The 23,878-nt window shown below is 64.5% G+C and carries 23 protein-coding genes; 14 read left to right on the forward strand and 9 right to left on the reverse strand.

The genetic code is table 11. The annotated features are described in order from the left end of the window. Positions 1-54 precede the first annotated feature (54 nt). Entirely contained in the window at positions 55-2,271 is a 2,217-nt protein-coding gene (locus YUA_RS46730) for a VCBS domain-containing protein (protein WP_245285400.1), read from the reverse strand. A gap of 143 nt (positions 2,272-2,414) precedes the next feature. Between YUA_RS46730 and YUA_RS0142415 the strand changes: the two genes are divergently transcribed. Next, positions 2,415-3,083 carry a FecR domain-containing protein gene (locus tag YUA_RS0142415; protein WP_027536081.1) on the forward strand — a complete coding sequence of 223 codons (669 nt, stop codon included), beginning with the start codon at positions 2,415-2,417 and terminating at the stop codon, positions 3,081-3,083. Then, the gene (locus tag YUA_RS0142420) at positions 3,077-3,907 is read left to right on the forward strand and encodes a tetratricopeptide repeat protein (protein WP_027536082.1); all 831 of its coding nucleotides are present in this window, start codon (positions 3,077-3,079) and stop codon (positions 3,905-3,907) included. The genes YUA_RS0142415 and YUA_RS0142420 overlap by 7 nt, the downstream gene beginning before the upstream one ends. Here the strand turns inward: YUA_RS0142420 and YUA_RS0142425 are convergent. Then, complete coding sequence (locus YUA_RS0142425; protein ID WP_027536083.1) at positions 3,904-4,110, reverse strand: hypothetical protein; 207 nt, start codon at positions 4,108-4,110, stop codon at positions 3,904-3,906. The genes YUA_RS0142420 and YUA_RS0142425 overlap by 4 nt on opposite strands. A 235-nt stretch (positions 4,111-4,345) precedes the next feature. Between YUA_RS0142425 and YUA_RS0142430 the strand changes: the two genes are divergently transcribed. The 4 genes from YUA_RS0142430 (at position 4,346) to hflX (ending at position 9,965) form a co-directional block, all read left to right on the forward strand. Further along, entirely contained in the window at positions 4,346-6,691 is a 2,346-nt protein-coding gene (locus YUA_RS0142430; protein WP_027536084.1) for a PAS domain-containing sensor histidine kinase, read from the forward strand. Positions 6,692-6,708: 17 nt separating this feature from the next. After that, positions 6,709-8,079 carry a sigma-54 dependent transcriptional regulator gene (locus tag YUA_RS0142435; protein WP_027536085.1) on the forward strand — a complete coding sequence of 457 codons (1,371 nt, stop codon included), beginning with the start codon at positions 6,709-6,711 and terminating at the stop codon, positions 8,077-8,079. Positions 8,080-8,325: 246 nt separating this feature from the next. Next, complete coding sequence (gene hfq / locus YUA_RS0142440) at positions 8,326-8,574, forward strand: RNA chaperone Hfq (RefSeq protein ID WP_007591126.1); 249 nt, start codon at positions 8,326-8,328, stop codon at positions 8,572-8,574. Between the two features lie 11 nt (positions 8,575-8,585). Next, entirely contained in the window at positions 8,586-9,965 is a 1,380-nt protein-coding gene (hflX, locus tag YUA_RS0142445) for a GTPase HflX (protein ID WP_027536086.1), read from the forward strand. Positions 9,966-10,011: 46 nt separating this feature from the next. Here the strand turns inward: hflX and YUA_RS0142450 are convergent, their stop codons facing one another. Next, a complete protein-coding gene (locus tag YUA_RS0142450; protein ID WP_027536087.1) occupies positions 10,012-10,470 on the reverse strand; it encodes a GNAT family N-acetyltransferase in 459 nt (152 codons plus the stop codon). A gap of 14 nt (positions 10,471-10,484) precedes the next feature. After that, positions 10,485-11,303, reverse strand: coding sequence for a nucleoside triphosphate pyrophosphohydrolase (gene mazG / locus YUA_RS0142455; RefSeq protein ID WP_027536088.1), 819 nt, complete (start codon positions 11,301-11,303; stop codon positions 10,485-10,487). Between the two features lie 126 nt (positions 11,304-11,429). On the opposite strand from mazG, the gene queC reads away from it, so the two are divergent. Both queC and YUA_RS0142465 read left to right on the forward strand, forming a co-directional pair. Beyond that, positions 11,430-12,146 (forward strand): 7-cyano-7-deazaguanine synthase QueC, encoded by a 717-nt coding sequence (gene queC / locus YUA_RS0142460; protein WP_027536089.1) that lies wholly within the window; start codon positions 11,430-11,432, stop codon positions 12,144-12,146. 378 nt (positions 12,147-12,524) lie between these two features. Next, positions 12,525-13,220, forward strand: coding sequence for a PEP-CTERM sorting domain-containing protein (locus tag YUA_RS0142465; protein ID WP_156947625.1), 696 nt, complete (start codon positions 12,525-12,527; stop codon positions 13,218-13,220). A 120-nt stretch (positions 13,221-13,340) separates the two neighbouring features. Here the strand turns inward: YUA_RS0142465 and YUA_RS0142470 are convergent, their stop codons facing one another. From YUA_RS0142470 to nthA, 3 genes are read right to left on the reverse strand one after another with little or no spacing between them, the layout of a single operon-like run. Beyond that, entirely contained in the window at positions 13,341-13,727 is a 387-nt protein-coding gene (locus tag YUA_RS0142470) for a nitrile hydratase accessory protein (RefSeq protein ID WP_027536091.1), read from the reverse strand. Continuing rightward, complete coding sequence (gene nthB / locus YUA_RS0142475; RefSeq protein WP_027536092.1) at positions 13,727-14,386, reverse strand: nitrile hydratase subunit beta; 660 nt, start codon at positions 14,384-14,386, stop codon at positions 13,727-13,729. Before nthB ends, YUA_RS0142470 begins: the two co-directional genes overlap by 1 nt. Then, complete coding sequence (nthA, locus tag YUA_RS0142480; RefSeq protein ID WP_027536093.1) at positions 14,383-15,018, reverse strand: nitrile hydratase subunit alpha; 636 nt, start codon at positions 15,016-15,018, stop codon at positions 14,383-14,385. The genes nthB and nthA overlap by 4 nt, the downstream gene beginning before the upstream one ends. 124 nt (positions 15,019-15,142) lie before the next feature. On the opposite strand from nthA, the gene YUA_RS0142485 reads away from it, so the two are divergent. From YUA_RS0142485 to YUA_RS0142500, 4 genes are all read left to right on the forward strand, one after another. Then, positions 15,143-15,949 carry an enoyl-CoA hydratase/isomerase family protein gene (locus tag YUA_RS0142485; RefSeq protein ID WP_027536094.1) on the forward strand — a complete coding sequence of 269 codons (807 nt, stop codon included), beginning with the start codon at positions 15,143-15,145 and terminating at the stop codon, positions 15,947-15,949. A 108-nt stretch (positions 15,950-16,057) separates the two neighbouring features. Next, positions 16,058-17,533: a DASS family sodium-coupled anion symporter gene (locus YUA_RS0142490; protein ID WP_027536095.1), complete on the forward strand. Its 1,476-nt coding sequence runs from the start codon at positions 16,058-16,060 to the stop codon at positions 17,531-17,533. 253 nt (positions 17,534-17,786) lie between these two features. Next, positions 17,787-18,893, forward strand: coding sequence for a methionine ABC transporter ATP-binding protein (locus YUA_RS0142495; protein WP_245285401.1), 1,107 nt, complete (start codon positions 17,787-17,789; stop codon positions 18,891-18,893). Continuing rightward, positions 18,883-19,548: a methionine ABC transporter permease gene (locus YUA_RS0142500; protein ID WP_027536097.1), complete on the forward strand. Its 666-nt coding sequence runs from the start codon at positions 18,883-18,885 to the stop codon at positions 19,546-19,548. Before YUA_RS0142495 ends, YUA_RS0142500 begins: the two co-directional genes overlap by 11 nt. Before the next feature lie 59 nt (positions 19,549-19,607). Here the strand turns inward: YUA_RS0142500 and YUA_RS0142505 are convergent, their stop codons facing one another. Further along, positions 19,608-20,180 carry a helix-turn-helix domain-containing protein gene (locus tag YUA_RS0142505; protein ID WP_035973163.1) on the reverse strand — a complete coding sequence of 191 codons (573 nt, stop codon included), beginning with the start codon at positions 20,178-20,180 and terminating at the stop codon, positions 19,608-19,610. A 202-nt stretch (positions 20,181-20,382) separates the two neighbouring features. Between YUA_RS0142505 and YUA_RS0142510 the strand changes: the two genes are divergently transcribed. After that, a complete protein-coding gene (locus tag YUA_RS0142510) occupies positions 20,383-21,198 on the forward strand; it encodes a hypothetical protein (RefSeq protein ID WP_027536099.1) in 816 nt (271 codons plus the stop codon). Here YUA_RS0142510 and YUA_RS0142515 read toward each other — a convergent pair. Next, positions 21,195-22,391, reverse strand: a complete 1,197-nt coding sequence (locus YUA_RS0142515) for a Xaa-Pro peptidase family protein (RefSeq protein ID WP_027536100.1) — start codon at positions 22,389-22,391, stop codon at positions 21,195-21,197. The two genes, YUA_RS0142510 and YUA_RS0142515, sit on opposite strands and share 4 nt — an antisense overlap. 456 nt (positions 22,392-22,847) lie before the next feature. On the opposite strand from YUA_RS0142515, the gene YUA_RS0142520 reads away from it, so the two are divergent. Next, positions 22,848-23,867 carry a TRAP transporter substrate-binding protein gene (locus tag YUA_RS0142520; protein WP_027536101.1) on the forward strand — a complete coding sequence of 340 codons (1,020 nt, stop codon included), beginning with the start codon at positions 22,848-22,850 and terminating at the stop codon, positions 23,865-23,867. Positions 23,868-23,878: the final 11 nt, after the last annotated feature.

The following is a 23,878-nucleotide window of genomic DNA, read 5'->3' on the forward strand; positions in this document are numbered from 1 at the left end:
CCATCGCCTGTGGATGCGCGGAAAACGCAAAGTCCGCCGGCCGGAAACCGGCTCTCAGACGATCAGATCGTGCTGCGGCGGATGGAACCCGACGGGGGCCGCCTCGTGTGGGCCCGCGTCGTGCCCGACGGAGTGCAGGTCGTCCGGCGGAAGTGCCGTCGGATGAGCGGCGTCGGCGAAAGCCGCATGGACGATCTCGACGGACGATGCCGGCGTCGGGGCCGCATGGGCGGAGCCGAGGCTTTCCTTGAACCGGAACGAATCGGCCTCCGCCGCGCCCTGGATGGTCACGCTCACCGTCTGGGGCGTCCCGTCGATCGTGGTCACGGTGAAGCAGTCGGTCAGCGTATCGCAGGAACGCAGGGCCTCCACCGCCGGGTTGCCCGGATCGAGCGTGTAGGTCCAGGTGCCGTCGGCCGTCATGGTGAAGCTGCCGTAGCCGTGCTCGCTGGCCTGAGGGCACGTCGTCGCCGTGAAGGTATCGTCCGGATTGTCCACGTCCTTGTCGCTCAAGGTGCCACTGGCGCTGGGCGGCGGCAGGCAGGAGTTGCTCGGTTCGGTCACGCATCCGTGGGTATCTCCGCAGATCGTCGCCGCGTCGTTGCTGCCCTCGATCGTGACGCTCACCGATTGCGCGGTCCCGTCCGCCGTCTTCACCGTGAAGCTGTCGGTGAGGCTCTGACCGACGTTGAGCGCCTGGACCGCGCAATTGCCGTTGTCGAGCGCGAAGGTCCAGTGCCCGTCGGACGTCATGGTGAAGGTGCCGTAGCCGTGGTCGCTGGTCTCGGGACAGGCGACCGCGTTGAAGTCGTTCGAAGGTCCGTCGACGTCGACGGCGGTCAGCACGCCGCTGGCGGTCGGAACGCCGTGGTCGGCGTTGTGGACCCCGCCGGCCTCGACCACGCGTCCATGCGTGTCGCCGGAGACGACGGACGGATCGTCCGCGCCCTGGATGGTCACGGTGATCGTCCGCGGCGTGCCGCCGATCGTGGTCACGGTGAAAGTGTCCATCGTCGTGTCGCAGGCCTTCAGCGCAAGCACGGCCGGATTGGCGTCGTCGAGCGTGTAGGTCCAGTGCCCGTCGGTCGTCATGGTGAAGGTACCGTAGCCGTGGTCGCTGGCGTGGGGCGTGCTCAACGCGGTGAACGTGTTGGCGGGATCGTCGACGTCAGCGTCGGTCAGCGTGCCGCTCGCGGTCGGCGCGGCATGGACGTCGTGACCGGCCGCGAAGGCCGTGGCGGCCATGGCGATGGCGGCGACCGATCCAGCGGTGGCGCCGGAGATCACGGACGCATCGTCCGTCCCGTTGATGTCGATGGTGAAGCTCTGGCTCGCCGATGCGAAGCCGTCGGAGGCGGTAATCGTGAAGTTGTCGGCGCTGGGAGCCTTCAGCGCGTTGATGGCGTCGTTGTTGGGCACGTAGGTGTAGGCGCCGGTATGGCTGTTCACGTAGAGGATTCCGAACGAGCCCGGCTTCTCGACGTCGAAGCTCGCGCCTGCCACCATGAAGGGACCGACGATCCCGCCGGCGATGCCGAAGGTCGGCGCGGCGCCGGAGCCGAAGCTCGAGGCCGAGAAGCTGCCGCCGGACGCGGAGAATTCGTCGAACCTGATCGTGTCGATCTCGACCGGAGCCGATCCGAGGTTCAGGGTCGGTGCCGAATGGATCGGCGCGTCCGGGACCAAGCTCGCCGGCACTACCAGTCCCTCAAGGGCATGCTGCGCCGGCGGCCCGTCCGGAGCCTCGAAATTGATCGGCTGCGGCGACGGATCGGCGGTTTCGCCGGGCGGCGTGCTGGAGCCGGCCGGCCCGTGCTCCCGCGAATAGTTCGCGAGCACGTCCTGTTGCTGGGCCTGCAGGTCGCCCATCTGCGACGCGTTGTTGGCGACCTGGGCGAAGCTGACCGAGGACCCGGTCTTGCTCAGGACGACGGTCTGTCCGGGATCGTCGACGACAATGTGGCGCGGCACAGCCTCCTTGGTGACGAGCTCGAAGGAGCCGTGCGCGAAATCCTTGTAGGTGATGCTGTCGTGGTCGAACAGCGCGACGTCCGGATCGGCGCCCCAAGCCTCCTTCAGCGCGGAAAGGATCAGCGCCACGAACGAAATCCCGCCGGTCAGCGACGTGACGCCGAGCCGGCCGCCGGGCGGCGTGCGTCGTAGACCGTCGAAGACCCATGCCGGCGACATCGCCACGTCTCGCATGTTGTCGTTTCGGATCGCGCCGATGCCGCCGCATCTGCCCGCATTGCGCACTCTGAAATACGCCATTTCGGGGGACGCCGCGCAGCATGAACGCGGGCCCGACTGACTATTAAGTGGTAGCCCAAAGCCCGATCTGGCCCGTCTCGCGCGGCTCTGCCATCATTCGCGGGGCGCGATGATGGGGCTCCTCTCGCGAAGGGAGAAGCGGCATGGACCGGCGACGGACGATGGCGGGCCTCGCGGCCCTGCGGCTCGGCTTCCTGTGTCTCGGCATCCTGTGTCTCGGCTCGACCGCATCCCGGACCGCGTCGGCGCAGAACGCGCCGCCCTCCGACGTCAAACCCATCGGCAAGATCGTGATGATCGTCGGCAAGGTGGCGGTCGAGCACGCCGGCGCGTCCGTCTTCCAGACCGCCCTTTCCAACGACAAGGCCGCCGTCAAGGTCGGCGACCCGGTCTACCAGGGCGACGTGGTCAAGACCGGCGCCGACGGCAAGCTCGGTATCAATTTCGCCGACGGCTCTTCGTTCAACCTGTCCAGCAACGCCAGCATGGAGATGAACGAATTCGTCTACGACCCGGGCGCCAAATCCAACGCGAGCCTGTTCAACTTGACCAGGGGGACGGCCACCTTCGTGGCCGGTGCCGTTGCCAAGAGCGGCGACATGAAGGTCGACACTCCGGTGGCGACCTTGGGTATCCGGGGCACCACGCCCCACATCGAGGTCTCCGACGACGGCACCGTCAGGTTCTCCACCCTGATCGAGGAGGGCAAGGACCGGGTGCTGGACAAGAGCGGCGTTCCGAAGCGCAGGGCGGCCGCTCCGGCGCGGGAGCGGAGGGCCGAGCGTACCCCCGGCGTCTGCCGCGGATGCTGAACGCACGCCTCGCGGCGGCGGCGATCGTGATCCTGCTGCTCGCGCCGGCCGCCGCACAGAAGTCGAAGGAAGGCCAGTTCCGGAACGTCGAGCTGTGCAACGGCGCCGCCGCGCCCGACACGCGGATCGAGGCCTGCTCGGCCTTCATCGAGGCGAACCAGGGCGGCCCGTCCTCGCTCGCCATCGCCTACAACAACCGCGGCGTCGCCTACTCCGAGAAGGCCGACTACGACCATGCCGTGGCCGACTTCGAAAGCGCCATCGCGGTCGATCCGGCCTTCGTCAAGCCCGTCAACAACCTCGGCGCGGCCAGACTGAGAAAGGGCGACTACGACGCCGCGATCGAGCATTTCGACCGGGCCGTCGCCCTCGCTCCGACCTATGCGCGGGCCTTTGCCAACCGCGCCGAGGCCCGGCTGAAGAAGGGCGATCCGACGCTCGCGGAGCGCGACTACGCCGAAGCGGTGCGTCTCGCCCCCGACCTGGAAGCGGCTTGGAGCGGCCTCTGCTGGATCCGGGCGAGTTCGACGGAGGCGCGGGACGCCATGGAGGCCTGCGACAGGGCGATCGGCGCCGGCGCCCACACCTCGGCGACCTACGATTCCCGCGCGCTGGCGAATCTCAGGGCCGGACGTCTCGCGGCGGCGATCGCCGATTACGATTCCGCGCTCCGCATCGACCCGAAGCTGGCGGCCGCGCTGTATGGCCGGGGCCTGGCGAAGGCCCGCCGCGGCGACATCGCCGCCGGCGAAGCCGACGTCGCGGCCGCGAAGGCCGTCCGGGCCGACATCGCGGAGGAATTCGCGCGCTATGGCGTGCGCTAGGACGCCTTCAGCGGAATGCCGGGGGTCGGATTGGCCATCGCGACGAGTTCGTCGGAATGCAGCAACACCAGCTCCTGGGCCACCTCGGCGACGCGGTCGAATTCAGAGGCCAGCCGTTCGTCGCCGGCGGTCTTGCGCGGCAGCTCGATTCCATAGTGCTGGCAGTAGGACCAGGCGGCCTCTTCCCGATGTGGATAACCCATCCGTAGCCCTCGCTCTCGTCACAATGCCGGGCCGTAAATCGCCGCGAGACAAGAGGCGCGAGCCTCCGAATCCAAGTTTCCCGTTTTGGTAAAACATGGCCAAAAGAAGAAGTTGAAATTGGTAAGCCACTGAATTGTCAAGGCGATTTGACACTGTCGCGTCTCGGCAACAATGTGGTACGAATACATCAGTACCCGCCGATCGCGGACCCGTTTTCAGCACCCCATTGCCGGAATGACCAGCGCAGACACCTCGGCCGCATCCTTTGACACGGCCCCAGCGGAAGAGCCCCGGCGCTGGTCGGTGCGGCGCTGGCTGGCACCGTTTGCCGTGGCGCTGGCGCTGCTGTCGGCGTTCCTGACCTTCCTGGTCCTGACCGGACTGACCAAGATCGAGCCAACGCCGGAGGTGGTGCGCTCGTTCTACCTGATCAACGCCGGCACGATCCTGCTGCTGGTCGGCATCATCGTCCGCGAGCTCTGGCAGCTGATCCTGGCGCGACGGCGGGGACGGGCGGCCGCGCGGCTCCATGTCCAGATCGTCAGCCTGTTCTCGATCGTCGCCGTGCTGCCGGCGGTGCTGGTCGCCGTCGTTGCCAACGTCACCATCGAGCGCGGCCTCGACCGGTTGTTCTCAGGTCCCACCAAGGAAGTGATCCAGAATTCGCTGACGATCGCGCGGGCCTATATGCAGGATCACGCCCAGCTGATCCGCGGCGACATCCTCGGGATGGCCAACGACATCGCGCATGCAAGGCCGCTTTACGACCAGGATCGCCGCTCGTTCCGCGAATTGCTGACGTCCAGCGCCGGCTCGCGCAATTTGCCGGGCGCGATGATCATCGACAAGAACACCAACATTCTCGAATCCGCCGACACGGGCATGCGGCTGGCCTATTCGCCGCCGGCGCCGGACTTTCTCAGCAACGTCAACGAGAATGAGCCGGAGATCGCGGTACTGCCCGACGCGAGCTTCGTCGCCGCGGTGATCCGCCTGCGCGCCTTCAGCGACACCTTCCTCTATGTCGCGCGTCCGCTTGATCCGAACGTCGTCAACCAGCTGAAGCAGACCGAGGTCAGCGTCGCCGAATATGCCCAGATCGAGTCGCGCCGACTCGGCATCCAGGTCGCATTCGCGCTGATGTTCGCGGTGATCGCGCTGACCATCCTGATGGCCTCGGTGCTGATCGGGTTGAACTTCGCCAACTCGCTGGTGGCGCCGATCCGCCGGCTGATGAACGCGGCTCACACTGTCTCGACCGGCGACCTCCATGTGAAGGTGCCCGTGCATCAGTCGGAAGGCGATCTCGCCCAACTCGGCGAGACCTTCAACAAGATGACGCAGGAATTGCGCAGCCAGCGCGACGAGCTCGTCAACGCCAGCGACCTCATCGACAGTCGCCGCCGTTTCATCGAGGCCGTGCTGTCCTCTGCCAGCGCCGGCATCATCGGCGTCGATACCTCGGGCAGCGTCGGCATCCTCAACCGCTCCGCCGAGAAGCTGATCGGGCATTCCGAGGCCGAGACGCTCGGCCATTCGCTCTCCGACGTGCTGCCCGAGCTCGACGAGATGATGCAGACGGCGCGGGAAGGGACCCAGCGCCTGGTGCAGGGCCAGATCACCATCACGCGCGACGGCGCCGAGCGCAATCTCTCGGTCCGCGTCAGCGCGGAGAAGAACCAGCCGCATGACAGCTACATCATCACGCTCGACGACATCACTGAGCTCGTCTCGGCGCAGCGAACCTCGGCCTGGGGCGATGTCGCGCGCCGCATCGCTCACGAGATCAAGAATCCGCTGACGCCCATCCAGCTCTCGGCCGAGCGCATCCGCCGCAAGTTCGGCAAGGACATCACCGAGACCAAGGACAAGCAGATCTTCGAACAGTGCACCGATACCATCGTGCGCCAGGTCGACGATATCAGGCGCATGGTCGACGAATTCTCGCGCTTTGCGCGGATGCCCAAACCCGTAATGGAAGGCGAGGACGTCGCCGACACCGTGCGGCAGGCCGTGTTCCTGATGAAGGTCGCTCACCCCGAGCTCGATATCGAAGCCGAGTTCAAGGAAGACCCGCTGCGCGCCCAGTTCGACCGGCGGCTGATCTCGCAGGCGGTCACCAACATCGTCAAGAACGCCACCGAGGCGATCGAGCAGGTCCCGCCGGAGGAGCTCGGCAAGGACGGTGGCAAGGGCCGCATCGACGTCGTGGTGTCGCGCGAGGGCGAGGACGTGCTGATCGACGTCGTCGACAACGGCATCGGCCTGCCCAAGGTTGCGCGCTCGCGGCTGCTCGAGCCCTATGTGACGACGCGCGCCAAGGGCACCGGCCTTGGCCTTGCCATCGTCGGCCGCGTGCTCGAAGACCATGGCGGCCGCATCGAGCTGAAGGACGCCTCCGACTTCCGCGAAGGCCAGCGCGGCGCCTGGATGCGGATGCGCTTTGCGATGTCCGGCCAGGCCAAGAAGGCCGAGGGAGTCGAGCAGGCGCGGGAAACAAAAGAGCCGGCGGCTGAAACCAAAGAGCCGGCTGAAAAGACCAATGATTCAACGAAAATCGAAGCCCCAACAGGTAACTGACAAGACAGGCGCGACCCATGGCAAGTGAAATTCTGATTGTCGATGATGAGGCCGATATTCGGGATCTCGTTGCGGGCATCCTCGAGGACGAAGGCTTTGTCACGCGAACGGCACGCGACAGCGACTCGGCTTTGGCCGAAATCGCCAATCGCAGGCCGCATCTCGTATTCCTCGACATCTGGCTGCAGGGCTCCAAGCTCGACGGCTTGCAGCTGCTGGAGCAGGTCAAGAAGGACAATGCCGACCTGCCGGTCGTGATGATCTCCGGCCACGGCAACATCGAGACCGCGGTCGCCGCGATCAAGCGCGGCGCCTACGACTTCATCGAGAAGCCGTTCAAGGCCGACCGGCTGATCCTTGTCGCCAACCGTGCGCTGGAAAACTCGCGGCTCAAGCGCGAGGTCAAGGAGCTGAAGCAGCTCGCGCCGAGCGCCAGCCAGCTCGTCGGCCGCTCCCCGAGCGTGAACCAGCTGCGCCAGACCATCGAGCGCGCAGCCAAGGCCAATAGCCGTATCCTGATCGTCGGCCCCGCCGGCGCCGGCAAGGAATTAGCTGCGCGCACGCTGCACACGGCCTCGGGCCGCGCCGACGGTCCCTTCGTCGTCATCAATGCGGCCGCGATCACGCCGGAGCGGATGGAGCACGAGCTGTTCGGCGTCGAGCAGTCCAACGGCGAGCAGCCGCGCAAGGCGGGCGCGCTCGAGGAAGCCCATGGCGGCACGCTGTTCATCGACGAGATCGCGGACATGCCGCGCGAGACCCAGAACAAGATCTTGCGCGTGCTGGTCGAGCAGTCGTTCCAGCGCGTCGGCGGCACCGGCAAGGTGCAGGTCGACGTCCGCATCATCTCCTCGACCGCGCGCAACCTCGAGGAGGAGATCGCGGCCGGCCATTTCCGCGAGGACCTCTATCATCGGCTCTCGGTGGTGCCGATCCGCGTGCCCGCGCTCTCGGAGCGGCGCGAGGACATCCCGGAGCTGATCGACTATTTCATGGAGCAGATCTCGGCCGGCAGCGGCCTGCCCAAGCGGCAGATCGGCCAGGACGCGATGGCGGTGCTGCAATCGCATGTCTGGCCCGGCAATGTGCGCCAGCTCCGCAACAACGTTGAGAGAGTCATGATTCTGGCCGCCGGTGGTCCGGAGGTAATCATCACCGCCGACATGCTGCCCCAGGATGTCGGCTCGATGGTGCCGGCGATGCCGACCAGCAACAATGGCGAGCACATCATGGGCCTGCCGCTGCGCGAGGCGCGCGAAGTGTTCGAGCGCGACTATTTGATTGCACAGATCAGCCGTTTCTCAGGAAATATTTCTCGTACGGCCGAGTTTGTTGGCATGGAACGTTCGGCGCTGCACCGAAAATTGAAGGCGCTCGGCGTCGGCTAGCGCCCGGCGCCGCGGTCGGACCTTAGGGATAAGCGAGAAAAATCATCTATTTCCGTAGTTTTTCGGAGAAAACGGACGGGCTCTGCCGCGTCAAGCGGCTTGCCTAATAAGCCGACCTGTCCTCTAATCAAGCAGCTGTTCCTCCGAGGGGGATCTCATGAGGGGCGGCAACCGGAAGAAGGCCCAATTTTGAAAACAGGGTCGCAACCGGCGCAATAAAAAGAAACTCAAAGCGAGAAAAAAACAATGGCGGCAGACCGCGCACAAAACCTGCAGGACACCTTCCTTAATCACGTTCGCAAAACCAAGACGCCACTGACGATCTTTCTGGTCAACGGAGTGAAGCTCCAGGGCATCGTGACCTGGTTCGACAATTTCTGTTTGCTGCTTCGGCGCGACGGTCACTCGCAGCTCGTCTACAAGCACGCGATCTCGACCATCATGCCGGGCGCTCCGATCCAGCTGTTCGAAGGCGGCGAGGACCAGCCGGCTTGAGAGTGATCTGATTGGAACCCCGGAATTTCGACCGGGATGCCGATCGTCCGCGGTCGGCAGGGGTTAAGCAAACGGGGCGGGTGCTTGTCATCGGCCCCTACTTGCGAGCGCGTGCGGGAAGTGCCGACGCGCAATCGGAGAGTCATGTCCAGCGAGACGCCGAGGCCCGGCTCGACGAAGCCGCCGGCCTCGCGCGCGCCATCGATCTCGTCATAGCCGATGCCATCATCGCGCCCATCAGCCAGATTCGGCCCGCGACCTATATCGGCAAGGGCAAGGTCGAGGAGATCGCCGCGCTGGCCAAGAGCCTCGACGCCGAACTCGTGGTGATGGATTGCGCGCTGGCGCCGATCCAGCAGCGCAATCTTGAGAAGGAGTTGCATGCCAAGGTGCTCGACCGCACCGGGCTGATCCTCGAAATCTTCGGCCGCCGCGCCAAGACCAAGGAGGGCTCGCTTCAGGTCGAGCTCGCGCATCTCAACTACCAGCGCTCGCGCCTGGTGCGTTCATGGACCCATCTGGAACGCCAGCGCGGCGGTTTCGGCTTCATGGGCGGTCCCGGCGAGACGCAGATCGAGGCCGACCGCCGCCTGATCCAGGAGCGCATCTCCAAGCTCGAGGGCGAGCTGAAGAAGGTGCAGGCGACGCGGCGGCTGCATCGCGCCGGCCGCCAGCGCGTGCCGTATCGCGTCGTCGCGCTGGTCGGCTACACCAATGCCGGCAAGTCGACGCTGTTCAACCGCCTGACCCGCGCCGACGTGCAGGCCGCCGACATGCTGTTCGCCACGCTTGATCCGACCCTGCGCGCACTGACGCTGCCGCATGGCGGCAAGGCGATGCTGTCGGACACCGTCGGCTTCATCTCCAATCTGCCAACCCAGCTCGTCGCCGCCTTCCGCGCCACGCTCGAGGAGGTGCTGGAGGCCGATGTCATTCTCCATGTGCGTGACATCTCGCACGAGGACGCCGAGGCGCAGCAGAGCGACGTCGACGCCGTGCTGCGCCAGCTCGGCATCAACCCCGATGATTCCGGCCGCATCATCGAAGTCTGGAACAAGATCGACCGCTACGATTCCGAGCAGCGCGAAGAGCTTTTGAACATCGCAGCACGCCGACCTGAAGATCATCCGGCGATGCTGGTCTCGGCCGTGTCAGGCGAGGGGATCGATACGCTCCTCAGCGCGATCGAGGAGCGGCTCGCCGCCAAGCGCACCACACTCGATCTTTCGATCGACGCCGCCGACGGCGCCGGTATCTCCTGGCTGCATCGCAATTCCGAGGTGCTGGCAAAAGAGCTGCACGACGGCCGTTTCGATATGACCGTGCGGGTGGACGAGACCAAGCGGGATATCGTGGTGAACAGGTTCGACGCCGTGCCGCGCGTGGCGTGATCCTCGTATCCCGGATTGCGCTGGGCTCGGGCAACGCACCGGGCGATCACCTCAACAGGTCGAGGGTCAGAAACTGGTTGTGTGGGCTCGCCTGATAGTCGGCGAACGGTCCACACGAGACGAATCCGGCGCTGCGGTAGAGCGAGACGGCAGGCGCGTGCAGCGGCGCTGTCCCGGTCTCCAGGCTGAGACGCGCATAACCTCGCTTGCGGCCTTCAGCAATGATGTGGTTCAGAATGGTGCGCCCGGCTCCGGTCCGCCGCGCCGTGGGCGCGGCGCGCATCGACTTCACTTCGCCATGTGTCGCATCCAGCTGCTTCAAAGCCCCGAAGCCAGCCAGCATATCGTTATGCCAGGCGGTCCAGAACGTCACGGACGCAGCCGACAGACCGCTCGCGTCGAGCGCCTGCGCGTGCTCGCCCATGACACTGCGCAGCTCTTCCAGATGATGCGCCAACAAGTCGGCGACATGTGGCGCCTTCGGATCGTCTTGCCTGATGTCCATTGTGTGCCCTCGTATCAGGTAGCCGTCTTCGCCGCATTCCACAATGCATCCATCTCCGCGAGCGAGGCCTGCTCCAGCGTCCGCCCTTGCGCCTCCAGCGCCCGCTCGATGAATGCAAACCGCCGCTCAAATTTTGCATTGGTCGCGCGCAGCGCGGCTTCCGGATCGGCGTCGACGTGGCGGGCGAGGTTGACGAGGGCGAACATCAGGTCGCCGGTCTCCTCGGCGATCTCCTGCTTGTCGTTGCGATCGAGCGCGGCCTCGATCTCGTCGGCTTCCTCGCGAATCTTTTGCAGCACCGCGCGCGGGTCGTTCCAGTCGAAGCCGACGGTGGAGGCCTTGCGCTGGAGCTCCATGGCGCGGGTCAGCGCGGGCTGACCGGCCTTGACGCCCGAGAGCAGCGATTTGTGCGGCGGCTTCGCCTCCGGCGGCCGGCGCGCAGCGCGCTCGGCCTTCTCTTCGGCCTTGATGCGATCCCATACTTCCTTGACGTGGGAGGAGGCGAGATTGCCGTCCTTGTCGGCGAAGACGTGGGGATGACGGCGGATCATCTTGCGGGTGATGGCCTCGACGACGTCGCCGAACGCGAAGGCGTTCTGCTCCGAAGCCATTTGGGCGTGGAACACGACCTGCAGCAGGAGGTCGCCGAGTTCCTCGCGCAGATCGTCGAGATCGCCGCGGTCGATGGCGTCGACCACCTCATGGGCCTCTTCGATCGTGTAGGGCGCGATGGTCGCAAAATTCTGCTCCAGGTCCCAGGGGCAGCCGGTCACCGGTGTGCGCAGCGCCGCCATGATTTCGATCAGGCGGGAAATGTCGCGGGAAGGGGTCATTGCGGGGCAGTCTCCTGAGTCCGAAACCTTATGCCAAAAGCGGGCCGCCGTTCCCAGCGGGGCGCGGCGGAACAGGCCGATTTCCACCGATTGGCTGATACCTTCCGCAGTGCTAAAGCGCGGGCCATGAGTGACGCATTTTCATCACAAGCCGCGCTGGTGCTGTTCTCCGGCGGGCAGGATTCCACCACCTGCCTCGCCTGGGCGCTGAGCCGCTTTGCGCGCGTGGAAACCCTGGGGTTCGAGTACGGGCAACGCCACGCTGTCGAGCTCGCCTGCCGCGACCGGCTGTTCTATGGCATCAAAGGCCTGCGCGCCGATTGGGCCGCAAAGCTCGGCGAGAGCCATACGCTGTCGATCCCGACGCTGGCGGCCGTGTCGGAGACTGCGCTGACGCGCGACGTCGCGATCGCGATGGGTGACGACGGCCTGCCGAACACGTTTGTGCCCGGCCGCAATCTCGTATTTCTGACTTTTGCGGCAGCGCTGGCTTACCGGCGCGGCATTACCCACATCGTCGGCGGCATGTGCGAGACCGACTATTCCGGCTATCCCGATTGCCGCGACGAGGCCATTCGCGCGATGCAGGCTGCGCTCTCGCTCGGCATGGCCCGCAAGTTCGAGCTGCACACGCCGCTGATGTGGATCGACAAGGCGGCGACATGGAAGCTCGCGGATGACCTCGGCGGCGCGGGACTGGTCGACCTCATCCGCGAGCAGTCGCACACCTGCTATCTCGGTGAACGCGGCGCGCAGCATGATTGGGGTTTTGGATGCGGCGAGTGCCCGGCGTGCAGCCTGCGGGCGAAGGGGTGGGCGGAGTACGCTCAGATGCGATCTTGATCCCCAATCGCCAGCGGCCATTCGATCTCGCCAAACGTAGGCGTCTGCCGACATGGATCGAGCCGCGTGTCTGCCTTCCAAATTAAATAACGCCGTGGCTGCAGCTTTGAGGAGCAGTAATCCTTTCAAGCATTTAAGCAAGAAACGGTTGCATATCAACGAACCACTCGCTCGAGAAGTGGCTGCTTGTCCAGTTGCGACGGACATTTATGGCGGATAAAAATTATGTAGAAACATAGGGATAAGCAATTATTCGGGGCCAAGACTACCATATTGTCCCGAAACCTTTGACTCGATCCTGCTAGTCAATTAAAGTGTAATTAAGTGAAGCCTTGTTTTGATTTTTAAAATCCGTTTTTTCAGTAGGGAGTGCATCACATGACCAGATTTAAAACTGGTGCGATCTTTGGAGTTTTGGCGATGTCTGCGGCTGCGCTTGCCGCGTCGCCTGCCCGAGCCGATTTCGTGTTCGCAAACGACATCAACGGCGTGGTTCCGGGGAACACCCCCGTTGCTGCGAGTGTCAACATGAGCCAGACCGCGACGATCCTAGCCGGTCAAACGTTCTATGGAACGTCTGGATCGGTGAAGATCGACTTCATGGCGAATGTCAACGTTTCGACCGCGAACGGTGCAGCGTCCATCGACGGGATCAAGACCAAGGGTACGATCACCCCGATCAATACGCTTTGGATCACGCCTGAAGATGGAACCGCGTTCAACGAGTTCTCGTTCCGCGGAGCACTGCACACGAATGCCGATCAGTTCATTACGGTGACGATAACGGATCAGCACGGTTCTGTGTTCAACTTCAAGATTACTGATAACGGCGATTTTTCGCCGATTGGTTTTGAAGCAAAGAAGGGGACCGGCGAACTGATCAAGTCGGTCGAGATCCAGGGCCAGGGATTGGGATTCGACGACTTCAAGCAAATGGGCTTTGGTCTTTATCCGGACGCTGTGACTGCCGTTCCTGAAGCGTCGACCTGGGCGATGATGCTGTTCGGCTTTGTCAGCGTGGGCTTCGTAGCCTATCGCAAAAAGGCCGGAGCCGCGAATCTTCGCCTCGTCTAAGCCGATACAAATATCAACGGCCGTCCGATCGGGCGGCCGTTTTCTTTTGCAGTCGAGACCTCGCATCGTCGGGACCGAAGGCATCAGCCAATCGGCTAATTCCGCCCCCCCGGCTGCGAACTATGCTATCCCGCAAAAATCCTCCGGCCGCAGTTCAATCGGCTTGCCGTGCGGGGTGCGGTCCGCGGCGTGGTTCCAGGCATCGCGGTAACGACTCAGCGTGTCCATCGACGCGACGCCCTTGCGTGCGACGAGGCCCTCCAGCGTGGCGAGCCAGTGCAGATAGTAGGTCTCGCCAGTGTCAGGATCGCCGGCGGCTTGCGCGCGCTTGATTTCGTCGGCCAAGGCCACGGCCCATTCCGGCCAGGTGAATACGCCGCGGTCGTGCAGCGTCAGCACCATCGCAAAGGCATGCGCCTCCCAGGGCGCGCGGAATACCGGGCCGTCATCATCGCGCGGAATGCTCGGAACGGCTGCCGTCGCGGCGGCAGCAGCATCGCTGCTCATCACACCGGGTCCAGATAAGGTTCGAACGCGTCGATTGACACCTTCAGGGTCGGATCACCGTCCGCACCCCAGAGATCGCGGCCTTCGAACACGACCGTGTAGAGCCATTGCGGGTTTTCGCCGAGCTCCATCGCCGCCGAATCCGGAAACACGTGGCAGCCGTGGTTGAGCTCGACCACGCCGACATGGCCGCGCACATAGCGCGGCAATCGCGTGTGCGTGGTCGGATGGATGTTTTTTGCACGCACCCGGTCGCCGATATCAAATTTGGCGGGCGCAGGCGCTGGCCGAGTGAACTTGCCGCGCACCATGATGCGCTCGACGTTGGCAAGATCGAACTTGCCGTGCTTCAGCGCCTTGCCGGGCTGCATTGCGTGGCCGGCGGCGACTTCCTCGCGAGTGAGGTAGCCCTTCTCGATCAGCATTTCCTCGAGACCGAGGAACCACTTTTTGTAGTAGGAGCTGGAGAGATAGACATGCGGCGGCAGCATCTCGCGATAGAAGCGCGAGGTGTCGATGTTGAACGCGCCGGCCGCGCCCATCGCGCGTACCATCGCCAACACGCGGGACTCCCACTCCTCGTGGAACATCGGCTCGTTCGGCTCGGGTTCGACCTTGCCAAACCCGTCCATGCCGCCCATGTCGTGCACGCCGTTCACGACGGGGCTCCGGGCGTCCTGGGGAATCCCGTGCCGATCATGGAGTCGCGCGTGACGAGTTCGGCAAGTTGCTCCTCGCTCCAGCCTTCGGTGCCTGCGGGGCGCATCGGCAGCACCAGGAAGCGCGTCTCTGCCGTGGAATCCCAGACCCGGATTTCCGTATCCTTCGGCAGCGTCACGTCGAAATCGGCGAGCACACCGCGCGGGTCTTTCACCGCGCGCGAACGATAGGGCGAGGCCTTGTACCAGACCGGCGGCAGCCCGAGCATTTCCCAGGGGTAGCAGGAGCAAAGCGTGCACACGACCATGTTGTGTCGCTGCGGCGTATTCTCGACCACGACGAGATGGTCACCGACGCGGCTGACATGGCCGAGCGTGCCGATCGCCTTGCTGCCGTCCTCCAGCAGCGCTGTCTTGAACGCCGGGTCGGTCCAGGCCTTGGCGACGACGCGCGCGCCGTTATGCGGTCCGATCTTGGTCTCGTAGGCCTGGATGATGGCGTCGAGCGCGGCCGGCTCGACATAGCCTTTTTCGGTCAGAATCGTCTCGAGCGCGCGCACGCGCAGCTCGGTCTCCGACAACTCCGAATGATCGTGGTCGTGGTGATGATGGTGGTCGTGATCGTGGCTCATGAGGCGGAAGATTAAGCGAATCCTTCCGTGCCTGTCGAGGGTTCGTTGCAGCGCAATCCAGCCACGTATTCGTGACGCCGTTTGTGCGCTACCATCAGGCGAAAATCAGTTTTGGAGACGCCCCATGACAGACTTCGTCAAGATCGAGAAGGGCCTCGGGCCCGAGGGGCGGATCGCGGTTGTGCGGTTCGACCGTCATGACGGCATCAACGCATTATCCCCGGAAGCGCTGCGCCAGCTCACCGCGGCGGCACGCAGCTTCGAGGATGATGCGGCGACATCCGTCGTGGTGCTCACAGGCAATTCGGGCGCGTTCAGCGCCGGATTCGACCTGAAGGATGCCGAAGGGCGCTCGCGCAAGGAGATGGACCTCGGCACGCTGCGGCGGCATCTCAAGCTCGGGCCGCGCCTGACTCACGCCTGGCAGGAGATGGAGCAGATCACGATCGCGGCGATCGAAGGCTTTTGCATCGGCGGCGGCGTGGCACTTGCGGTCGCGCTCGACTTCCGCGTCATGGGCAGTGATGCGCATCTGCGCGTGCCCGAGATCGGGCTCGGCATGAACATGAGTTGGCAGAGCATCCCGCGCATGCTGCATCTGATCGGACCGGCCCGCACCAAGCAGGCGGTGATCCTGGCCGATGAGCGCATCAGCGCGGATGAGGCCTATCAATGGGGCTTGGTCGAGCAGGTGGTCGATCCCGGGTATGCCTTCGATGCCGCCATGGAGTTGGCTCGCAAGGTGGCTGCGCAGCCGCCGCTCTCGGTCGCCATGACCAAGCTGACCGTCAACCGGCTCGCGCATGCGCTGGACGATCTCGCCAGCCACATGGATATCGACCAGTTCGCGCTGGCAAGCCTCAGCGAGGACCACAAGGAAGGTGTCGAGGCGTTCCTGGGCCGCCGCAAGCCGCGGTTCAAGGGACGGTAGACTCCAGCCCATTGATCACGCGACGGACAATCCGTATACGCCGCGCTGGGACAAAAGCGGCCCGGCCAACGGGCGGCATGATGCGAAGACAATCGAGGGGGAGGGCCCATGGCCGCTAGCTCACAGGCGCCTGAGGCAAGAGGGTTTCGCTGGAAGCTGATCGCACCGCTGGTGGTATGGCTGGCGATCTATCTGTGGCCGGTTCCAGCGGGTCTCAACGTCAATCAGTGGCACTATTTTGCAGTCTTCGCCGCCGTCATCACCGGGCTGATCCTGGAATCGATGCCGGTGGGCGCAGTCGGCCTGATCGGGCTCACGGTCGCCGGCGTCGGCGGCTACATCGACGCCGATCCCAACAAATCGCTGCGCTGGATGCTGGCGGGCTTTGCCGAGAGCACGGTATGGCTGATCGTCGGCGCTTTCGTGTTCTCGATCGGCTACCGCAAGAGCCAGCTCGGCCGGCGTATCGCGCTGGTTCTGGTGCGGCGGCTCGGCACCAACACGCTCGGCCTCGGCTATGCGGTCGCGATGTCCGACTTCCTGCTCGCGCCGGCGACGCCGTCCAACACCGCACGCAGCGGCGGCATCGTCTATCCCATCATCAGCAACATTCCGCGCATCTACGGCTCCGAGCCGGGGCCGACCGCCGGCAAGATCGGCACCTATGTGATGTGGACTGCGTTTGCGGCGACCGCGATCACGAGCTCGCTGTTCTTCACCGCGCTGGCGCCGAACGCAGCCGCGCTCGCCATTGCCAAGAAGACGGTCGGCGTCGATGTGAGCTGGGGCCAGTGGTTCATCGGCTTCGCGCCGCTGGGCCTGTTGCTGATGATTCTTGTTCCACTGCTCAGCTACGCGATCTGCCGGCCCGAGGTGAAGCACAGCCCCGAAATCTCCGAATGGGCGGCGAAAGAGCTCGCGGAGATGGGCCCGATGTCGCGCAACGAGTGGATCATGCTGGCGCTGATCATGCTCGCGATGTTCCTGTGGATCGCGGGCTCGAGCCCGGACATTCATGTGCCCGTCCTCGGCTCGAACTTCGTCAACGCCACCACCGTCGTGTTCATCGTGATCTCGCTGATGCTGGTCACCGGCGTGATCGAATTCGCCGACATCGTCAGCGAGAAGAGCGCCTGGGAGGTGTTCTTCTATTTCACCTCGCTGCTGACGCTGGCCTCGGGGCTGAACGAGATCGGCTTCATCAAATGGTTCGCCAATGAATTCGCCAAACCGCTCACAGGGCTCGCGCCGTCAACCGCGATGATTCTGCTGGTCGCGCTGTTCTTCTGGATCCACTATTTCTTCTCGAGCATCACCTCGCATGCCGCGGCCGTGCTGCCGGTGGTGCTCGCGGTCGGCTCCGGAATCCCAGATCTGCCCGTGACGACGCTTGCCATGCTCTGCATGTATTCGCTCGGCCTGATGGGCGTGATCTCGCCTTACGCCACGGGGCCGGCGCCGATGTATTACGGCAGTGGCTATATCGGGAAGGGGCAGTTCTGGGGCTTTGGCCTGTTCTTCGGGGCGCTCTATTTCGCCGGGCTGCTGGTGATCGTGCTGCCTTGGCTGGCAATGGTTCGCTGAACTCCACTGCAGGCTGATACCCTCGGCAGATGAATTTTCTTCCGGGGCGAGGGATTGGGAAAACTTCATCCAAACCCTCGCAAATATCTGAAATTGCAAGAAAGACTGGAAAGGGCGATGGTCTGTTGCAGTGCAGTGCAACGTCGCGATTGCGCGCGAGGCCACTGTTCCACCCTCCGTCGCTTGGATAGCGACCTGTTCTCGTGCGCCTTCCGGGCGGGCGAGCTAATAGTCGTGCATGAAAGCCGCTTCCATGAATGCGCACCCATCGCTGGTGATCGGAGAGCCGATCGAGATCCGAGACGCCGCAGCTGAGCCGGACGCGATGGTCCGTTTCGAGGGCATCTCAAAAACCTATCCGGCCTATCGCGGCAAGCCCGGCGTCAATGCGCTAGAAGGGATCGATTTCGCGATTGCGCGCGGTTCCATCACCGGCGTGATCGGCCGCTCCGGCGCCGGCAAGTCGAGCCTGGTCCGGCTGATCAACGGGCTGGAGAAGCCCACCACGGGCCGCGTCGTTGTCGACGGTCGCGATATCTCGGCGCTCACGGGGCGGGACTTACGGCTCGCGCAGCGCTCGATTGGCATGATCTTCCAGCACTTCAACCTGCTGTCGTCGCGCACCGCCGCCGACAACATCGCGCTCCCGCTGGAGATCGCGGGCTGGTCGAAAGCCGACATCCGCGCACGCGTGACCGAACTGCTTGAGTTGGTCGGGATCGCCGACAAGCACGACCGTTATCCGTCAGAACTCTCCGGCGGTCAGAAGCAGCGCGTCGGCATTGCCCGCGCGCTGGCGACGCGGCCGGACGTGCTGCTGTCGGACGAGGCGACCTCCGCGCTCGATCCGCAGACCACGCGCGCGATCCTCGATCTGCTTGCGAATATCAACCGCGAGCTCGGGGTGACGATCGTGCTGATCACCCACGAAATGTCCGTGGTGCGCCAGCTCGCCAAGGAAGTCGTCGTGCTCGACGCCGGCCATGTCGTCGAGAGCGGCCATGTCGCCGACATCTTCACCCACCCCAAACACCCGATCACGCAGTCCTTCCTGGCCGAGGTCACCGGCGACAGCCTGCCGGTCTCGCTGGTCAGCCGGATCGTGCAGGAGCCGGGCAGCCACGCCGTGATCCGCGTCCAGGTGCGCGGGGCAGGGGCCGGCGATACGTTGATCGCGCGGCTTGCGCGCGAGCTTGGCCTCGACGTCTCGCTGCTGTCGGCGCGCATCGACGAGATCGGCGGCCAGCCTGTGGGATCACTGGTGCTTGGCATTCCCGGCGGCGACAGCGCGGCAACGCGTACGCTGGCCTGGCTCTCTCAATATCAATTCCCGGCGGAGCGTCTCGGCTATGTCGCCTGAACTCATCAACCTGATCATCCAGGCCACCTTCGAGAGCCTGTACATGGTTGGCATCGCGGCGCTGCTCGGCACCGGCTTCGGCCTGCCGCTCGGTGTCTTCCTCGCGACCAGCCGCAAGGGCGAGCTGTTCGCGGCGCCCACTGTCAATCGCGTGCTCGGCATCGTCGTCAATGCGACGCGCTCCACGCCCTTCATCATCCTGGTCGTGGCCATCATCCCGTTCACGCGGCTCGTCGCCGGCACCTCGATCGGCTCGACAGCGGCGATCGTGCCGCTGACGATCGCGGCCGCGCCGTTCATCGCGCGCCTGGTCGAGGCTGCAATCCGCGAGGTCGACGGCGGCCTGATCGAGACCGCGTCCTCGTTCGGCGCCTCGCCGATCCAGATCGTGTTCAAGGTGCTGGTCCCCGAGGCGCTGCCGGGCCTGTTGCTGGCGCTCACGCTCGCGGTCGTCAGCCTGCTCGGCTACTCCGCCATGGTCGGCGCGGTCGGCGGTGGCGGGCTTGGCGATCTCGGCATCCGCTACGGCTACCAGCGCTTCATGCCGGAAATGATGCTGGCCGTGGTCGTCGTGCTGATCGCGCTGGTGCAGCTCGTCCAGAGCGCCGGCGACTATCTGGCGCGGCGGGTCAATCGCCGGCTGCGGCACCGCTGACGCAGCGTGCTCGCCGGTGATCCCAGGAGCGCCGGCCGCGGGTCGTGCTGCCACAAGGGCTAGCGGAGCAGGGCCTCGGCAGAGACGTCCACGCCTGGCTCAGCCGGCGCCAATGCAATCGACGCCGGACCGGCAACCAGCGAGTCGAGATCGACCAGCAGCAGATCGGCCATGTGCGTGAGCTGGTGGAGAGGAATGCTGATCTCGCCGTTCTCGGCACGCGAGACAAACTCGGGCGAGACGCCAACGAGATTCGCAATCTGGGCCTCGGTATAGCCACGTGCCTCGCGCGCGCCTCTGACCTGGGCGCCGATATGCTGCCGGTGCAGGGCCTGCTCTTCCTCAGTCATCATGAGGACCTGCTCGTCCGCGCTCGCGACGCCATCGGTGAACGCGACGCCGAGCAGCCGGCGCTTCTGCCAGGCCACATGGCAGGTCTTTCGCAAGCCGTCGGCAAAGACCAGCGTGGCCTCCTTCGGAAACGCCAGCGACCAGTCGAGCTTCAGCCTTGCGCCCGTGCCTGATACGTCTGCGATGGTGCAGGGGATGCTCACGGTGCCCCTGGCACCGTCAAATTCGATGATGCCGGTCCTTGCCGTGGATTGTCTGGTCGCCGCGCGCAATTCGCTCATGGACGTCGCCCCCGGATGCCCCAGCACTTGCTGAAAAAACTGCAGCCGATTTTACCTCTCGGGTTCCCCTCCCTCAATCGAACCCGGCGGGCATGGTGAAGGATTCGTTTTCAGCGGAGCAGGGGACGCCGCCGGGGATGAACCTTCCGGCCCGGCAATGCCACCAAGACTGGAGATCGCCCCCAGCCGTCCGGACATCGCAATGAGATCGCTCGCCTTGCTCTGCCTGCTCGCCTTCGCCACGCCCGCACACGCGGCCACGCCCGAGCAGCACTATCTCGATTTACGCGACCGCTATATCGCAAAGTTCTCGAAGGCCAAGGAGAACGACGCGACGTACAAGCAGCACGATGCGGCGCTCAACGAGTTGACCGGTTTGTTGCGCAGCCTGGTGGGGCCGGTCACGATCAAGGGGCTGCCGGCGGACGGCAAGTCGAATGTCGACACGCTGTTTAGGGGGGACAGCGGCTTCGGCCATCTCGACGGGCTCGGTTTCGCCACGGAAGGCGACAAGCAGCAGGCTGTGGCGACCACGAGCGCGCTGCTCAAGCACTGGCTGCGCGAGCACGGCAAGGACGGCATGCCGCAGGAGATCGATGCGGCATTCCGGTCGGATCGATTCTACTACAATGCGATCCAGGACTCAGCCTTCGCCAAATATGCGGAGCTGCCGATCACAAAACCCGCCTCCGCAAGTGCCGCCGTGGCCGTGCTCGGTGTGCGCGGCAATGGCGATCTGAAGGGCCCACCGCATGAGATCGACGTGGTCGCGATCCAGGGCGACAAGGTCTACTTCCTCGCCGCAAGCGACGCCGTGAAGACCGCCGAGATCCCGGCTTGCGAAAAGGTCTGGAAGCAGATGATGGCCAAAAAGCTCCCGCAGGATTCCATGGCCAGGGAGGATCAGGCGATGGACGCCTACACCAAGTGTTTCGCCACGGAAGCGCCGAACCAGAGCTGGTTCGCAGGGGCCGTGAAGAAGGCACAGAGCCAGCTGGAGCTGCTGCCGCTGCGCTAGAGCCCGCCGCCGCCAAGATTCCACCCTCGGCCGCCTTCACCGAATATCTCATGGCCGGTTGCCGTCACCACGACCGTGTCCTCGAGCTTGATGAAGCCGCGCTTGGGATGCTTCATCGTCGTCTCGATCGACACGACCATGCCGGGCTCAAGCGGCAGTCGCGCATCGGTGTCGTCGTAGGGAACCGGACCCTTGGCGGTCAGGCGAGGGGCCTCGTGGCTGACGAGGCCCATGCCGTGGGCCAGGAAATCGGTGCAGCCGCGCTGGCTGATCTGGCTGAGTTGCCGCTCGGCCGCAACATAGATCTCGCCACCTGGGGCTCCCGGCCGGACCGCGGCAAAAGCGGCGCGCTGGACCGCCTCGATCTCGGCCAGACAGTCCTTCAGTTCAGCGTCGGGATCGCCCAGCACGGCCATGCGCGCGAGGTCGCCGATATAGCCGTGATAATTGCCGCCGGAGTCGAGCGACAGCACGTCGCCTTGCTCCCAGCGCTGGGCCGACGGCGCCCGATTGTGGCTGCTACCGCAGGCCAGCAGGCAATACTCGAAGGTCAGCCCGCGGCTGGCTTCGGCGACGCGCAGTGCATCGCTCAATTGCTGCTTGGTTGTGCCCGGACCGTGTCCGGCGATCACCTCCAGCATGGACGCGATCACGAGCTCCGAGGCCGTCTTCAGTTTCGCCAGCTCATCTGCCGACTTCACCGCCCGCACGCGCTCGAGCACCAGCAGCGCGTCCTTGAGCTCCGCGCCGGGCAGGGCGTCGGCAAGCGCCCGTCCCGCGTCCATCGGCAGGAACGCCATCTCGACCCCAACCCGCTTGAGCGGCACACCGACGTCCCGGATCAACGCCACGGCGCGCGTCACGGCATCCACCGACCCGCTGGATTCGGTCCGGACCTGCGGCACCCAGGGCGGCGCTACGGCACGCTGATGGGCCTCCAGCCGGTGGCCGACATAGCAGGCTTTCTCGGGCGCGCCCTTGGGATAGACCAGGACCGGCAGATAGCGGCTGACGCCCAGGGCATCCATGTAGTCGAAGAAGATCGCGCGCTCGGCGCCGAGCAAGTACTGCACATTGTGCTTGGAGGTCGCGATCAGCACGTCGAGGCCGGCGGCCTCCATCAAGTGGTCGAGCTTGGCGGCGTCGAACGGAATGGCGCGCGAGCTGGCCGCATGCGTGACGTTCTCCTGCATGACGAAACTCCCAATGCTGGAGCGTATCAGGCCGCCGCGTCGGTTTGCCTGACGCTCGTTTGGGGCAAGTGTGAGCCGGAAGCGGGGCTCTGGGTAGCCTCGGAATGATCCGGTCTGATCTGCACATCTTTGTCCGTAATTCGCATAAGGTATATTATGGAATATATTTATCTCTAGTTAGATCAGTTGTTTAAGCGGAATTCCTGAAACTACGCCTTCACTGCAGGCCTCTCTTTCGGTCCGGCCATCGACCATTAGCTCGGTTCTTGTGTGCTACTGTGCATGGGGTTGTTTTCGCGTTTTTGTGCTGAGCCCGGTCACGCCGAAAGCCGATATTGCCGCGACCTTGTCCGGCTGCAATAAGCGAGCTCCGCGAGATCGCAGATGACCTTCGAGCCTTCCGTCCGTATAGGTTTGCGTCTCACAACAAGAACAATTTTCCGAGGAAGCAGACCCATGAGTTTTTCCCGCCGCACGCTTCTCAAGGCCTCCGCCGCGACCGCCGTTTTCGGCGGCGTCGGCGCACCCTATGTGGCCCGTGCCCAGGCTGCCGAGTTCACCTACAAATACGCCAACAACCTGCCTGACTCGCACCCGATGAACGCCCGCGCCAAGGAGATGGCGGCTGCGATCAAGAGCGAGACCAACGGCAGGTTCGACCTCCAGATCTTTCCGAACAACCAGCTCGGTTCGGACACCGACATGCTGAGCCAGATCCGTTCCGGCGGCGTCGAGTTCTTCACGCTCTCCGGCCTGATCCTGGCGACACTGGTCCCGACGGCCGCCATCAACGGCATCGGCTTCGCGTTCCCGGACTATGACACGGTCTGGAAGGCCATGGACGGCGACCTCGGCGCCTTCGTGCGCGGCGAAATCAAGAAGGCCGGCCTCGAGGTCATGGACAAGATCTGGGACAACGGCTTCCGCCAGACCACGTCGTCGAGCAAGCCGATCACGAGCCCAGACGATTTCAAGGGCTTCAAGATCCGCGTGCCGGTGTCGCCGCTGTGGACCTCGATGTTCAAGGCATTCGACGCCGCGCCCGCCTCGATCAATTTCGCCGAGGTCTATTCCGCGCTCCAGACCAAGATCGTCGAGGGCCAGGAGAACCCGCTGGCGATCATCTCGACGGCAAAGCTCTACGAAGTGCAGAAATACTGCTCGCTGACCAACCATATGTGGGACGGCTTCTGGTTCCTGGCCAACCGCCGCGCCTGGGAAAAGCTCCCACAAGACGTCCGCACCATCGTCGCCAAGAACATCAACGCCGCGGCCGTCAAGGAGCGCGAGGATACCGCCAAGCTCAACGCCAATCTTCAGCAGGAGCTCGCGGGCAAGGGCCTGACCTTCAACCAGCCCGCGGTCGCGCCGTTCCGCGACAAGCTGCGGGCGGCCGGCTTCTATGCCGAGTGGAAGGGCAAGTATGGCGACCAGGCCTGGGACCTGCTGGAGAAGGCCGTCGGCAAGCTGTCGTAACGCATTGGGGC

Source organism: Bradyrhizobium sp. WSM3983 (genome assembly GCF_000473045.1).
Classification (GTDB): Bacteria; Pseudomonadota; Alphaproteobacteria; order Rhizobiales; family Xanthobacteraceae; genus Bradyrhizobium.